The 14,422-nt window shown below is 63.6% G+C and carries 12 protein-coding genes; 4 read left to right on the top strand and 8 right to left on the bottom strand.

The genetic code is table 11. The features are described from left to right. Positions 1 to 86: 86 nt before the first annotated feature. The gene (locus tag PVW27_RS07155) at positions 87 to 3,299 is read left to right on the top strand and encodes a 4Fe-4S double cluster binding domain-containing protein (protein WP_274556392.1); all 3,213 of its coding nucleotides are present in this window, start codon (positions 87 to 89) and stop codon (positions 3,297 to 3,299) included. A gap of 128 nt (positions 3,300 to 3,427) precedes the next feature. Next, positions 3,428 to 3,817, top strand: a complete 390-nt coding sequence (locus PVW27_RS07150; RefSeq protein WP_274556390.1) for a RidA family protein — start codon at positions 3,428 to 3,430, stop codon at positions 3,815 to 3,817. A gap of 9 nt (positions 3,818 to 3,826) precedes the next feature. On the opposite strand, the gene pncB is transcribed toward PVW27_RS07150, so the two are convergent. Beyond that, complete coding sequence (pncB, locus tag PVW27_RS07145) at positions 3,827 to 5,119, bottom strand: nicotinate phosphoribosyltransferase (RefSeq protein ID WP_274556388.1); 1,293 nt, start codon at positions 5,117 to 5,119, stop codon at positions 3,827 to 3,829. A 62-nt stretch (positions 5,120 to 5,181) separates the two neighbouring features. Further along, positions 5,182 to 5,778 carry a bifunctional nicotinamidase/pyrazinamidase gene (pncA, locus tag PVW27_RS07140; protein WP_274556386.1) on the bottom strand — a complete coding sequence of 199 codons (597 nt, stop codon included), beginning with the start codon at positions 5,776 to 5,778 and terminating at the stop codon, positions 5,182 to 5,184. Positions 5,779 to 5,888: 110 nt separating this feature from the next. Here pncA and trhO point away from each other — a divergent pair, with 110 nt between their 5' ends. After that, positions 5,889 to 6,803 carry an oxygen-dependent tRNA uridine(34) hydroxylase TrhO gene (trhO, locus tag PVW27_RS07135; RefSeq protein ID WP_274556384.1) on the top strand — a complete coding sequence of 305 codons (915 nt, stop codon included), beginning with the start codon at positions 5,889 to 5,891 and terminating at the stop codon, positions 6,801 to 6,803. A 49-nt stretch (positions 6,804 to 6,852) separates the two neighbouring features. Here trhO and PVW27_RS07130 read toward each other — a convergent pair whose 3' ends face one another. Next, positions 6,853 to 8,067 (bottom strand): MFS transporter, encoded by a 1,215-nt coding sequence (locus PVW27_RS07130; RefSeq protein ID WP_274556382.1) that lies wholly within the window; start codon positions 8,065 to 8,067, stop codon positions 6,853 to 6,855. Between the two features lie 135 nt (positions 8,068 to 8,202). Here PVW27_RS07130 and PVW27_RS07125 point away from each other — a divergent pair, with 135 nt between their 5' ends. Continuing rightward, positions 8,203 to 8,814: a CDP-alcohol phosphatidyltransferase family protein gene (locus tag PVW27_RS07125; protein WP_274556381.1), complete on the top strand. Its 612-nt coding sequence runs from the start codon at positions 8,203 to 8,205 to the stop codon at positions 8,812 to 8,814. Here PVW27_RS07125 and ugpC read toward each other — a convergent pair. The 5 genes from ugpC to PVW27_RS07100 all read right to left on the bottom strand — a co-directional run bounded on the left by ugpC (position 8,811) and on the right by PVW27_RS07100 (position 14,313). After that, positions 8,811 to 9,812 carry a sn-glycerol-3-phosphate ABC transporter ATP-binding protein UgpC gene (gene ugpC, locus PVW27_RS07120; RefSeq protein WP_274556380.1) on the bottom strand — a complete coding sequence of 334 codons (1,002 nt, stop codon included), beginning with the start codon at positions 9,810 to 9,812 and terminating at the stop codon, positions 8,811 to 8,813. The two genes, PVW27_RS07125 and ugpC, sit on opposite strands and share 4 nt — an antisense overlap. After that, a complete protein-coding gene (gene ugpE, locus PVW27_RS07115; protein ID WP_274556450.1) occupies positions 9,813 to 10,649 on the bottom strand; it encodes a sn-glycerol-3-phosphate ABC transporter permease UgpE in 837 nt (278 codons plus the stop codon). It abuts the gene before it with no gap. Between the two features lie 17 nt (positions 10,650 to 10,666). Next, the gene (gene ugpA, locus PVW27_RS07110; protein ID WP_274556379.1) at positions 10,667 to 11,548 is read right to left on the bottom strand and encodes a sn-glycerol-3-phosphate ABC transporter permease UgpA; all 882 of its coding nucleotides are present in this window, start codon (positions 11,546 to 11,548) and stop codon (positions 10,667 to 10,669) included. Positions 11,549 to 11,653: 105 nt separating this feature from the next. Continuing rightward, entirely contained in the window at positions 11,654 to 12,964 is a 1,311-nt protein-coding gene (gene ugpB, locus PVW27_RS07105) for a sn-glycerol-3-phosphate ABC transporter substrate-binding protein UgpB (RefSeq protein ID WP_274556378.1), read from the bottom strand. Between the two features lie 299 nt (positions 12,965 to 13,263). Next, positions 13,264 to 14,313: a zinc ABC transporter substrate-binding protein gene (locus PVW27_RS07100; RefSeq protein WP_274556377.1), complete on the bottom strand. Its 1,050-nt coding sequence runs from the start codon at positions 14,311 to 14,313 to the stop codon at positions 13,264 to 13,266. Between the last annotated feature and the right edge of the window lie 109 nt (positions 14,314 to 14,422).

Raw genomic sequence — 14,422 nt, 5'->3', positions numbered from 1 at the left:
TTCGTTGAAGCCTGATTAAAGCGCCCCTTTACACCCCCGCCACCTTCGCCTTGACTGGCGCGACCGATACGACCGGGGAGGGTCCGATGGGCATGCGTTTTTTCTCGGACAAGGACCGGCCCGTCCATCTTGGGCCCTATCCGCTGGAACGGCTGACCCGGTGCGACACGCAGCCTGACCCGTCCGCCGTGCCGCGCATGCCGGCGCTGAATTTCCACCGCCCCGATGCGCCGCAAAGCATCGTGAACGCGATGGGCGAATATCAGGCCATGCTGGACGCGATCCGCGACGGACTGGTGAACCGCGCCCGCGCCGTGATCCCCGATGATCCGCAGACCCGCGCCAACCACCTGAAAGCCTTCGGCTATTTCTCGGATGCCTCGATGGTCGGCATCGGTCCGGTCACGCCTGCGATGATGCTCGACCAGCCTCGCCGGAACCCCGATATCGACCGTCTGGCCCATGATCTGCGGACCCGTCAGACCAAGACGCTGGCGTCAGGTATCGACATGATCATGGCCGATCTCAAGGAGTCGATGGAGGCCCCGCCGCGCGGCATCCACGGCCATCACACCGCGCTGATCTTTCTTTATGAGCATCACCGCGATCCCAAACCGGATGAGGCCGGGGCCGACTGGATCATCGACGCGCAAGCCCATCGCGCCTGCCTGCGCGGGTCCGAAACCGCCGTGGTTCTGGCCAATTACATCCGCCTTCTGGGTTTCGATGCCTGCGCGCACAGCTATACGACGTCGGATGTGGACCTGCACCGTCTGGCCGTGGCCGCTGGCCTCGCCACGGTCGAGGACGGCACGCTTGTGGCCCCGTGGCTGGGGCCCCGCTTCGGGCTGACCGCCGTGACCACGGATCTGGACCTGACCCATGACCGCCCGCTTGCGCCCATGGCGCAGCAACCGTGGTTCCGCACCCAAGGCCCCGCGTGGTGGCTGGGCAAGGGGTTCGCCAAATCCGCGCTGAACCGCGACCCCTTCCGCCGCCGCGCCTATGCGATGGGCGCGCATCCGTTCGAGACGCTGAAACGCGTGGACAGTCCCACCACCTATATTGACGAGCCGCGCGTCGCCCGCGTTCCCAAGCGCGCCGATCTTTTCGCCCGCGCGCAATTCGGCGATCTGGGCAAGGCCGCGCAAAAGGGGGCGACGGGTGGGCATTATGTCCGCAAATCAGCCCCCAGCACCGCACAACGCCGCGTCCTCGGGGCTTTCGTGCTGCTACAGGACGGCGATCCCGCACCCGCCAAAACTCCGCTCGATCCGGCACGGGCCGCCGATCTGGTCAAGGCCTCCGCCTATTTCCTTGGCGTCGATGCCGTGGGCATCTCGCGCTGCCCGGATTGGGCGTGGTATTCCCATGACGCCACAGGCACCCCCATCGACCCGCCCCATGATCAGGCGATCAGCATGATCATCGACCAGGGGTTCGAGACGATGGCAGGCGCCTCCGGCGACGACTGGATCAGCGTCGCCCAGTCCATGCGCGCTTACCTGCGTTTCTCGCTGCTGGGCGGTGTCATCGCGCGGCAGATCCGCAATCTCGGCTACAAGGCCAAGGCCCATAGCGTCATGGATGGAGAGGTCTTGCAGCCACCCCTTCTGCTGCTGTCGGGGCTGGGAGAGGTCAGCCGGATCGGCGAAGTGATCCTCAACCCTTTCCTCGGCCCGCGCCTGAAATCGGGTGTGGTGACCACCGATCTGCCGATGGCGCATGACCGCCCGATCGACTTTGGATTGCAGCGTTTTTGTGAATCCTGCAACAAATGCGCGCGCGAATGCCCCTCCGGCGCAATCACCGCCGGTCCAAAGCTGATGTTCAACGGTTACGAGATCTGGAAATCCGATAGCCAGAAATGCGCGACCTACCGCATCACCACACCGGGCGGCGCGATGTGCGGCCGCTGCATGAAAACCTGCCCGTGGAACCTTGAAGGGCTTTTCGCCGAAAAACCCTTCCGCTGGGCCGCGATGAACCTGCCCGGCGCGGCCCCGGTTCTGGCACGGCTGGACGATGCGCTGGACAAAGGCGGTCTGAACCCGGTCAAGACATGGTGGTGGGACCTTGAGATCGAGGAGGATGGCGGCTATCGCCCGACCCGTCACCCGGTCAACCGCCGCGATCTGCAAAAAGACCTGCACCTGCGCTATGCGGATCAGACGCTGGCCGTCTATCCCGCGCCCTTGGCGCCGCATCCCTGGCCCTATCCCGCCCCGATGGACCGCGAGGCCGGGATTGCCGCCTATCAGGCGATGATCCCCGCAGACGAGCACCGCGCAAGGCTGGCACAAGGCGACGTGAGCCATATCCACCGCTACACCGTCCCGCAGGACGCCCCTGTGATCGAGGTCCGCGTGTCCAAAGTGGATCGCATGACGCCCGATGTGACCAAATTCGAATTCACCGCCCCCGATGGCGGTGATCTCCCCGCATGGACCGCAGGCGCGCATCTGGATATCGTCGTCGCCCCCGAATACCTGCGGCAATATTCGATGTCCGGCGATCCGGCGGACCGGTCCAGATACCAGATCGGCGTGCTGCGCGAGGATACCGGACGCGGCGGATCAAAGCTGATGCACCGTATCTTCACACCGGGGCGGCGGGTGTTCATCTCGAAACCCATCAACCATTTCGATCTGGTCGAGGACGCGACGCGGATTCTTCTGATGGGCGGCGGGATCGGCGTCACCCCGATGATCGCCTTCGCCCACCGCCTGCACGCGCTGGGCCGGGATTTCACGCTGCACTATTCCTGCGCCAGCCGCGCGGCGGCGGGCTATCTTGACGATCTGGCAGCCTTTCCCTGGGCCGACCGCGTGCACCTGCATTTTTCCGACGAAGGCACCCGCGCCGATCTGGACGCGATCCTCGCAGGCTACCGAGACGGCTGGCATGTCTATACATGCGGACCCACCCGCTACATGGACGCCGTCATCGCCGCCGCGGAACGGCAGGGCTACCCGGATGACGCCCGGCATCTGGAATATTTCGCCGTCCCTGACGTGCCCGATTACGTCAACCACCCTTTCACCCTGCGACTGGCCCGCACGGGGCGCGACCTGCTGATCCCCGCCGACCGCAGCGCCACCGACGTTCTGGCCGACGCGGGCATCCACGTCGATGTGAAATGCGCCGATGGCATCTGTGGCGTTTGCAAATGCGGGCTGGTCGCGGGCGCTGTCGAACACCGCGACTTCGTGCTGTCACGCGCCCAACGCGACGGCGCGATCATCCTGTGCCAAAGTCGTGCGGCGGAACCGGACGGGGTCATCACCGTCGATCTGTGACCTTTGCCTGTCTGTTGATCAGTCCGCAGCCAAGGCCCCACGATCCGCCCTGTCGGGCTGCCTTGGATCTTGCGGGCGCGCCACGTGGCTGGCTAGGCTTTCCCCAATCCGACATCGCAAAGGTCCCCATGCGCCAGCTTTCCCCCGCCAGCATCGCCCCGCCCTTTGCCCGCTATGCCCACGGCGTCGAACTGCCCGCCGGGTGGCGCATCGCGCGCACCTCTGGCCAATTGGGGCTGGCGGCGGATGGCACCGTGCCGGACAACGCCCATGATCAGGCGCGGATCTGCTTCGCCAATATCACCGCCATTCTGGCCGAGGCGGGGATGGGTCCGGCCGATGTCATGCATCTGGCCGCCTATGTCACGGATCGCGCCCATATGGCGGGTTACATGCAGGCGCGCGACGCATTTCTGGCCGATGTCACCCGCCTGCCCACATCGACGCTGATCATCGTGTCAGGCTTCACCCGCCCCGAATTCAAGGTCGAGATCGAGGTGATCGCCGCCGCGCCCTGACCCCGTCCGTCAGACCACCACATCCATCGCCGTCTGGTCGCCCACGCCGAACACACGCTTGTAGCGCGCAATCTCGGCCTCGGGTCCCATCGCCTTGTTGGGGTTGTCCGACAGCTTGACAGTGGGTCGCCCATCCGCCGACACCGCCTTGCACACAAGGCTGAACGGCGCCAAGGCATCCCCTGCCACCAACCCGCGGAAGTCATTGGTCAACAGCGTGCCCCAGCCAAAGGATGGCCGCACCCGCCCTGCAAACTGCTTTTGCAATTCGGCGATCTTGGCCACGTCCAGCCCGTCCGAGAAGATCACCAGCTTCTGCCGCGGGTCCTCGCCCCGGCTTTTCCACCAGTCAATCGCCACCTCCGCGCCCGTCGCCGGATCGCCGCTGTCGATGCGGATGCCGGTCCAGCCTGCCAGCCAGTCGGGCGCATTCTGCAAGAACCCCTTGGTGCCATAGGTGTCGGGCAGGATGATCCGCAGATTGCCGTCATGTTCCTCATGCCAGTCGGCCAGCACCTTGTAGGGCGCCTCGCGCAGGGCATCATCATCCTCGGCCAAGGCGGCATAGACCATGGGCAGCTCATGGGCATTGGTGCCGATCGCCTCGATATCCCGCTTCATCGCGATATGGCAGTTGGACGTGCCCACGAATTTCTCGCCCAAGCCCTCGATCAAGGCCTGCACGCAACGATCCTGCCACAGATAGGAATGCCGCCGCCGCGTCCCGAAATCCGCCAGTCGCAGGCCATCCACCTCGCGCAGCGCCTCGACCTTCTCCCACAGCTTCGTCATCGCGCGGGCATAGAGCACCTGCAACTCGAACCGCCCCATCGTGTTCAGCACCGCCCGCCCGCGCAACTCCATCAGCACGGCCAGCGCCGGGATCTCCCACATCATCACCTCGGGCCAGCTGCCCTCGAAGGTCAGTTCATACTGGTCGCCCTTGCGCTCCAGATGATAGGGCGGCAGGCGCAGCGCCTCGAACCACTCCATGAAATCGGGGCGGAACATCTGCCGCTTGCCGTAAAACGTGTTCCCGCGCAGATAGGTGATTTCCCCCCGCGTCAGCGACAACGAGCGGATGTGATCCAACTGCTCGCGCAACTCGCCTTCGTCGATCAGCTTGGCCAGCGGCACATGCGCGGACCGGTTGATCAGGCTGAACGTCACCTGCGTGTCCGGCTTGTTGCGGAACACCGACTGGCACATCAGCAGTTTATAGAAATCCGTATCGATCAGAGACCGCACGATCGGGTCGATCTTCCAGCGATGATTCCAGACGCGGGTGGCGATATCGACCATGGGATGGCTCCGTCAATGTGCCTTGCGGTTAAAGCAAAGGCAGGTCCCGCGTGCAAGCCGCGTCAGACCAGCCGCACACCCGCCGCCCGCATCGCACCCAGCGCCGCCTCCAGCGATCCGTTCAGGTCGATCCCCCGGCATAGGTCCAGTCGCACGGTTACGTCGAACCCCAGCCGCGCCGCATCCTGCGCCGAATAGGCGACGCAGAAATCGGTCGCCAATCCCACCAGCACCAGATCCGTGATCCCGCGCGTGCGCAGATACCCCTCCAGCCCGGTGGGGGTGGTCTTGTCATTCTCGAAGAACGCGGAATAGCTGTCGATGGCGCGGCGAAACCCCTTGCGGATGATCAGGTCCGCCGGATCGGTGTGCAGCGCGGCGTGGAAGTCCGCACCTGTGCTGCCCTGCACGCAATGATCCGGCCACAGAACCTGCGGGCCATAGGGCATCTCGGTCAGGTCATAGGCCGCGGCCCCCGGATGCTCGGACGCGAAGGACGAATGATCAGCCGGATGCCAGTCCTGCGTCAGCACCACGCAAGGCACCTCCTGCATCAGGGCGTTGATCCCGGGCACAATCGCATTGCCATCCGTCACGGCCAGCGCACCGCCGGGGCAGAAATCGTTCTGCACATCGATCACGATCAGAGCTTGGGTCATGGGCGGGCCTCCTTCTTTGCGTCAAAGGGGTAGGGTCTGGGGCGGCGCGCGTCAATCTGACATGTCAGCCGGGCTTGCGCCAAACCCGCGCCGGGCTTAAATCGCGCCCCATGTATACCGTCGCCGCCCTCTATCACTTCACGCGCTTCGATGATCCCGCCGCGATCAAGCCGGGGCTGGCGCAACTGTGCTGTGCGCGTGGCGTGACCGGCACGCTGCTGCTGGCGCGCGAGGGGATCAACGGCACCATCGCCGGCAGTCGTGACGCCATTGACGCCGTTCTGTCCCATATCCGCGCCCTGCCGGGTTGTGCCGACCTCGAATGGAAGGAAAGCACCGCCAGCCAGCCGCCTTTCGCCCGCATGAAAGTGCGGCTGAAGCGCGAGATCGTGACGATGGGCCAGCCCGATGTCGATCCGCGCGCCCGCGTCGGCCATTATGTCGATCCCGCCGACTGGAACGCGCTCATCACCGCGCCCGATGTGGCCGTGATCGACACCCGCAATGACTATGAGGTGGCCATCGGCACCTTTCAAGGCGCCGTCGATCCGCAGACCGCCAGCTTCCGCGACTTCCCCGCATGGTGGGAGGCGAACAAGCACCGCTTTCACAACAAGCGCATCGCCATGTTCTGCACCGGCGGCATCCGCTGCGAGAAAAGCACGAATTACCTGCTGGGGCAGGGGGTGGATCAGGTCTATCACCTCAAGGGCGGCATCCTGAAATATCTGGAGGAAGTGCCCGAGGATCAAAGCACATGGCAGGGCGAATGTTTCGTCTTTGACCGCCGCGTGTCCGTGGGCCACGGGTTGACCGAAGGCCCGCATCTTCTGTGCCACGCCTGCCGCCGCCCGATCCTTCCGCAAGACCGCAGCCACCCTGCTTTCGAGGAAGGCGTCGCCTGCCATCACTGCGTGGACGAGACAAGCGCCGAGGACAAGGCCCGCTTCCGCGAACGTCAGAAGCAGATCGCTCTGGCCCGCGCACGCGGAGAGGCGCATCTGGGCGGTATCACCGGACTTTGACGCCGGATTTTTCGAGTATTTGAAGAACGATGAAGCGGCAGGCGCGCGCTCAGGCGGCCGCCAACCGCATGGCGCGGCGCGCGCGGGTCAGGATCAAGAGCATGATCCCGATATTCAGGAAATTCCACGCGATCCCGTTGATGAAGGCCATCTCATAGCTGCCCGTCACGTCATAGATCCAGCCCGACATCCAGCCGCCAATCGCCATGCCCACGATGGTGGCCATGATCACAAAGCCGACCCGTGCGCCGGCTTCCCGCGCGGGCATGTATTCGCGCACGATCACCGCATAGCTGGGCACGATCCCGCCCTGGCTCAGGCCGAAAATCAGGCTGACCACATAAAGCGACACGAGGCCCCCCGCAGGCAGATAGAGAAACAGCGCCAGACATTGCAGCGCCGACCCGATCAAGAGCGTCATCACGCCGCCCAACCGATCCGCCAAAAGGCCGGAAATCAGCCGCGACACCACACCGCCCAGCAGCATCAGCGACAGCATCTCGGCCCCGACCGCAGGGCCATAGCCCAGATCCACGCAATAGGCCACGATATGCACCTGCGGCATCGACATGGCGACACAGCAGCCGATCCCCGCCAGCCCCAGCAGCCACATCAGGGCACGCGGCGAAAACCCCGCCGATTTCGCCCGCGCGGCTGTGATGCTGTCGGAATGCGCGCTGGCCTCCAGCGGCACGCGGGCGCGCAGGAACAGCGACAGCGGGATCACCCCCACCACCACTGCGACAGCCAGCACCATATACACCGTGCGCCAGCCGCTTTCTTCCAGCACGCCGGCCAGAAGCATGGGCCAGATCGCGCCCGACAGGTAATTCCCGCTGGCCGCAATCGCCACGGCGATGCCGCGCCGCTTCAGGAACCACAGAGAGATATCGGCGATCAGCGGGCCAAAGCTGGCCGCCGTGCCGAAGCCGATCACGAATTGCAGGAATGTCAGCGTCCAGACCGATCCCGCGACCGAGGCCAGCGCGAATCCGCCCCCGATCGTCAGCGCCGCCGCCGACAGGGCGAAGGAGATCCCGAACCGATCCACCGCCCGCCCGATCACCAGATTGCCCAAGGCAAAGCCGATCATTGTCAGCGTATAGGGCAAGGACGCATCCGCCCGCGCCGTCTGAAACTCGGCCTGCATCGCGGGCATGATCACGATGATCGCCCACATGCCGACATTGCCGATCGTGGCGATCAGCAGCGACACGGCCAACCGTGTCCAGGAATAGCGACTGTCGAGTGCGTCAATGCCCATGCCGCGACGCTAGCCGCGGCTTTCGCGCTTGTATAGGGCGCATACGACCCATCGGTGACGCAAATGTGTGCAAGGGTGCAAGACAGGCGACAGGGCCAGCGTGTAGAAGGCTGAAAAGCCCCAAGGATGGCCCTGATGATCGACGCCCTGATCCTGCCCGCACAACGCCGCGCCCTGCACCCGCTGGCGCTGGCCCTGCACCGGCGTGGCGTGACGGCGGACAGTATCTCGCTGTCGGGCTTTGCGATCGGGATACTGGCCGTGCCCGCACTGGCCATGGGCTGGGTCTGGCTGGCACTGGCGCTGATCCTGCTCAATCGGCTGGCCGATGGTCTGGACGGCGCCGTGGCGCGGCTCAGCGCCCCAACGGATCGCGGCGCTTTCCTTGATATTGCGCTGGATTTCGTCTTTTACGCGCTCATACCTCTGGGCTTCGCGATGGCCGATCCCGCGACAAACGCGCTGCCCGCCGCCGTGCTGATCACGGCGTTTGTCGGCACCGGGTCCAGCTTTCTGGCCTTTGCCGTCATCGCCGCCAAACGCGACCTGCAGGCGCAGGATTACCCCACCAAAGGCATCTTCTATCTTGGCGGCCTGACCGAAGGGTTCGAGACGATCGCGCTATTTGTCGCCATGTGCCTCATGCCCGCACTGTTCCCCGTGCTCGCCTATGGCTTCGCCGCAGCCTGCGCGCTCACGACCCTGACCCGCTGGTGGCAGGGATGGCAGGCTTTCAAGCCGGACTAGATCCGCTTTCCATCCTCGCCAAAGACCATCATCGCGGCATCGTGCCAGCCCAGCCACAAATCCGTCCCCTCGCTTGGCAAGGGCAGATGCCCGCCCTGCCGCACGGTGATCAATTGCCCATGCGGCAGGCGCAGATGCACCAAAGTCTCGGCCCCCAGCGCCTCGCAATAGGCGACACGCGCCTGCAACCGCGTCGGGCTGTCGGTCAGCTGGATATGCTCGGGCCGGATACCCACGGTCTTGCCGACATTCACCCCCACGCTGCCCGCCGGCATGAAATTCGTGGCCGGTGATCCGATGAAGCCTGCCACGAATTCGGTCTGCGGATTCTCATAAACCTCCAGCGGCTTGCCGATCTGGTCGGCCTTGCCCGCGTTCATCACGATCATCCGGTCGGCCAGCGTCATCGCCTCGACCTGATCATGCGTCACATAAAGCGATGTGACCCCCAATTCCCGCTGCAATTGCTTGATCTCCAGCCGCATCTGCACGCGCAGCTTGGCGTCGAGGTTCGACAAGGGCTCGTCGAACAGGAACACCGCAGGCTTGCGCACAATCGCGCGGCCCATGGCCACCCGCTGCCGCTGCCCGCCCGACAATTCACGCGGCTTGCGGTCCAGATACGGCTCCAGCTGCAACAGCTTGGCCGCCACCGCGACCCGCGCGGCGATCTCATCCTTGGGTGTCTTGGCGATCTTCAACCCGTAGGCCATGTTATCAAACACCGACATATGCGGGTAAAGCGCATAGTTCTGGAACACCATCGCGATATTGCGCTCCATCGGCTCGGCCTCATTGACGCGCTTATCGCCAATGCGGATCTCGCCGCTGGTGATGCCCTCCAGCCCCGCCACCATCCGCAAAAGCGTGGACTTGCCACAGCCAGACGGCCCGACGATCACGATGAACTCGCCATCGGCCACGTCGATATTCACACCGTGGATCACATCCGTCGCGCCAAAGGATTTGCGCACGTTATCAAGGGTCAAGGTCGCCATTTATTTCTCGCTATCGACTAGGCCACGGATGAAAAGCTTCTGCATCGAGATCACCACGATCACAGGCGGCACCATGGCCAGAATGGATGTCGCCATGATCACCGGCCAATCGGCCAGATCGTCACCTGATGGGAACATCTGCTTGATGCCCATGACGATGGTGTTCATCGACGGATCGGTGGTGATGAGCAGCGGCCAGAGATACTGGTTCCAGCCATAGATGAACAGGATCACGAACAGCGCCGCGATATTGGTGCGGCTCATCGGCAAAAGGATATGCCAGAAGAACTGCATGGGGCTCGCCCCGTCCACACGCGCGGCTTCCGTCAGCTCGTCCGGCACGGTCAGGAAGAACTGCCGGAACAGGAACGTCGCCGTGGCCGAAGCGATCAACGGAAAGATCAGCCCCGAATAACTGTTCAGCATCCCGAAATTCGCGATCACCTCATAGGTCGGCACGATCCGCACCTCGACCGGCAGCATCAGCGTCAGAAAGATCAGCCAGAAGAATACCGTCCGCCCCGGAAAGCGGAAATAGACGATGGCAAAGGCGGATGTCAGCGAGATCACGATCTTCCCGATGGTAATCCCCAGCGCCATGATCAGTGAATTCAGCATCATCGTCGCCACCGGCGCATTCACGCCTGAAAACAGCGCCTTGCTGTAATTCTCGATGAAATGCCCGCCCGGCAGCAGCGGCATCGGCGGACGCACGATCTCGGGCTGCGTGACGGTCGAGGCGACAAAGGCCAGCCAGATTGGAAAGAAGATGAACAGGACGCCGATGATCAGACCCAGATGGGTGAACCAATGGCCAAGGCCGCGTCGTTGCACCATGCCGCGTTGATCAGACATCAGTAATGCACCCTGCGTTCGATGAATTTGAACTGGATCACGGTCAGTATCCCCACCAGCAGCAGCAGGATCACCGACTGCGCCGCGCTTGACCCCAGATCCTGCCCGACGAAGCCGTCGGAATAGACCTTGTAGACAAGGATCGTCGTCGCCTGCTGCGGCCCGCCCGCCGTGATCGTGTGGATCACGCCGAAGGTCTCGAAAAACGCATAGACCACATTGACGACCAGCAGGAAAAACGTGGTGGGCGACAAGAGCGGCCAGACGATGGTGCGGAACCGTGTCCAGAACTTCGCCCCGTCGATCGCCGCCGCCTCGATCACCGAACGCGGGATCGCCTGCAACCCGGCCAGGAAAAACAAGAAGTTATAGCTGATCCGCCCCCAGCTTGACGCGACCACGACCAATCCCATGGCCTCGGCCTCGTCAAGGACATGGTTCCAGTCATAGCCCAGCAGACCCAGATACCATGCCACCACGCCCACGCGCGTGTTGAACATGAACATCCACAGCACGCCCGCCACAGCCGGGGCCACCGCATAGGGCCAGATCAGCAGGGTGCGATAGGTGCCCGACCCCTTGATCAGCCGATCCGCCAGAATCGCCAGGTAAAGCGCCACGCCCATCGACACCACCGTGACCAGCCCCGAGAAGATGGCCGTCGTCACAAAGGACGCGCGGTAATAGGGATCGCCCAGCAGATATTCGAAATTGCCCAGACCCACGAACTGCGTCTTCAACCCGAAAGGATCGGGCACGAACATCGACTGCCAGATTGCCTGCCCCGCCGGATAGAAGAAAAAGATCGCGGTGATCACGATCTGCGGCAGAAGCAGCAGGGCGGGCAGCATCCAGCCCTTGAAGATGACGCGCTTTTCCATGCGGAGATATCCGGTTCAGGTCAACGGGGAGGGTATCATGGGACAGGCCGTGGCGAAAGAAAACGGCCCCCGATCATGCCGGGGGCCGTTGTGATGGCTGATGCCTCAGCGGTTGGCCTGCTCAAAGCGGCGCAGCAACTGGTTGCCACGCTCCACGGCGCTGTTCAGCGCGGCTTCTGCGGTTTTCTGACCGGACCACACACCTTCCAGCTCCTCATCGATGATCGTGCGGATCTGGTCATAGCTGCCCAGACGCAGACCTTTGGAATTCGCGGTCGGCGCGTTGCGGGTCATCTGCAACCCGGCGATCTCGGTGCCCGGATTCGCAGCATAGAACCCCTGGCTTTCGGTCAACTCACCCGCTGCTGTCGTGATCGGCAGATAGCCGGTATCCTGATGCCACTTTGCCTGCACCTCGGGCGAGGACAGGAAGTTCAGGAAGGCGGCCACACCCTTGTATTCCTCTGCGGGCTTGCCTGCCATGATCCAGACGGACGCGCCGCCGATGATCGTGTTCTGCGGTGCGGCCTCGACCGAATCCCAGTAGGGCAGGTGGCGGATATCGAAATCGAACTGCGCCTCGGCCTTCACACCGGCGTAACCGGCAGAGCTTTCGGTGAACAGCGCGCATTCGCCGCCGCGGAAATTGGCGCCCGCCTCGTTGCGGCGACCGTTGTAGATGAACTTGCCCTCCTGCGCCCATTTGCCCAGCTGTTCGATATGGGCCACCTGCAACGGGCCATTGAAGACCAGCTCGGCGTCAAACCCTTCAAAGCCGTTGGATTTGGTGGCGAAAGGCACGTCATGATAGGCCGAGAAGCTTTCCAGATGCACCCAGCTCTGCCACGAGGTCGTATAGGGGCAGGTGACCCCGGCATCCTTGAGCTGCGTCAGCACCGCATCCCATGCTTCCCATGTGGACAGGTCCACATCGGGGTCGATCCCCGCCTCGGACAGCTTGTCGCGGTTCACATACAGCACCTGCGTGGACGAGTTATAGGGATAGGACAGCATCTGCCCGTCCGCGGTGGTGTAATAGCCGGTGACGGCCGGGATATAGGCATTCGGATCGAAAGGAAGGCCGGATTCCTCCATCACCTCATAGACCGGCTTGATCGCGCCGGTGGCGGCCATCATCGTGGCGGTGCCGACCTCGAACACCTGCAACAGATGTGGCTGCTCGCCAGCACGGAAGGCGGCGATCCCGGCGTTCAGCGCCTCGGAATAGTTGCCCTTGTGCGTCGCCACGACCTTGTAGTCGGACTGGCTGGCGTTGAACTGCGCGACCTGCGCGTCCAGCAATTCGCCCAGACGGCCGGTAAAGGCGTGCCACCACTGGATCTCGGTCTGTGCCGAAGCGGCGGTGCCCCATGCCATGGACATGGCCAGGGCCAGGTTCAAAGTCTTGATGTTCATGTCGTCCTCCCAGACGTTTCATGCTTCGTGGATTGCCTGCCCCGATCCAGCGCCAAAAGGTGCGAGCCGAAGCGAACATTTCTGAAACGATACGAAAGGATTGGTCCGAAGCCCCCGAGCAAGTCAAGCAATTTTGGCCTGCCAGCCGCAAGGGCAACCAGAAGGGTCGCGTCATCCCGTATCATCAGCCGCTGGCTAGAGGCGCAATGTAACGAACCCATGAAGGCGCAGGCGAATGTTCGATCTTTTTCGCCTGCGTGCGATGCGTGGCCCGGCGCAGGGCGCCCGGCCGGACAGGATCAGCCGCCCAGACAGGTCGTGAAGGCGCCTGCCATGCTGCGCAACACCTGCGGATAAAGGTCGGCACCGGGGGCCATGTCCTGCCCCAGCGGGTCCAGCAATCCGACCCGCGCGCTATCGCCGAACACGGTCTCGACCAGCCCGCTGCTGAACTGCGGCTCTGCGAAAACACAGGCAGCCCCAAGGTCGGCCACCGCTTCGCGCAGCTCCGCGATTCGGCCCGCGCTGGGCGCGCTCGCATCGCTGAACGAGATGGCCCCCGCCGCGGCCAACCCGAAGCGCCGCTCGAAATACTGATAGGCGTCGTGGAACACGACAAACTCTGTCTCGGCCATAGGGGCCAGAAGCTTGGTCAACTCCGCCTCCAGCGCCGTCAGTTCCGCCTGCCCCTCGGCCGCATTGGCGGCATAGGCCGCGGCATTCTCCGGGTCCAGCCTCGAGAGTTCCGCCGCAATCGCCCCCAGCCAGACCCGCCCGTTCGCCGGGTCCAGCCAGGCATGGGCATCCGCGCCGGAATGGTCATGCCCGGCATGATCCCCGGCATGGCTTTCCGCCGTGTCATGGTCATGGTCGTGATCATGCGCCTCGGCCTTGTCATGCGCGTGGTCATGATCGTGATCGTGCCCCTTGGCCGCATCATGATCATGCCCCTCATGTTCCCCGTGATCATGCGCCGCAAAGGTCGCCCCTTCGCGATAGTCATGCAGGATCGTGCCCTCCACCGACATCAGCTCCAGAACCGCAGCCCCTTCGCCCAATGTCTCGACCGGCCCTTCCAGCCAAGGGGTCAGACCCTCGCCGATCCAGACCACCAGATCCGCCTGTTCCAGAGCCTGCGCCTCGGACGGGCGCATCGCATAGCCATGCGGTGATGCACCGGGCCGCACGATCAGCGCAGGCGCACCCAGATCGCCCATCACCTGCGCCACCAGCGAATGCACCGGCGCGATATCGGTCGCAACCTGCGGCACCTCGGCCAGCGCGGCGGTGGACAGCAACGAGGCCATCAGACCAATCGAAAACGGGGCAGGGCGAAACAGCGGACGCATGGGCGATTCCTCGGATGTTGACAGGACCGGACCTGAGGTAGTCGATATGTTATAACATTGCAAACCGAATGTTATAACATTGCATAATCCCGCCCGATGCCCTACCTCT

The sequence above is a fragment of the Seohaeicola sp. 4SK31 genome (assembly GCF_028802875.1).
In the GTDB taxonomy this organism is placed as follows: domain Bacteria; phylum Pseudomonadota; class Alphaproteobacteria; order Rhodobacterales; family Rhodobacteraceae; genus Seohaeicola.
The sequence above is the reverse complement of the archived record's forward strand: the minus strand, read 5'-3'. Positions and strand labels throughout refer to the sequence as shown.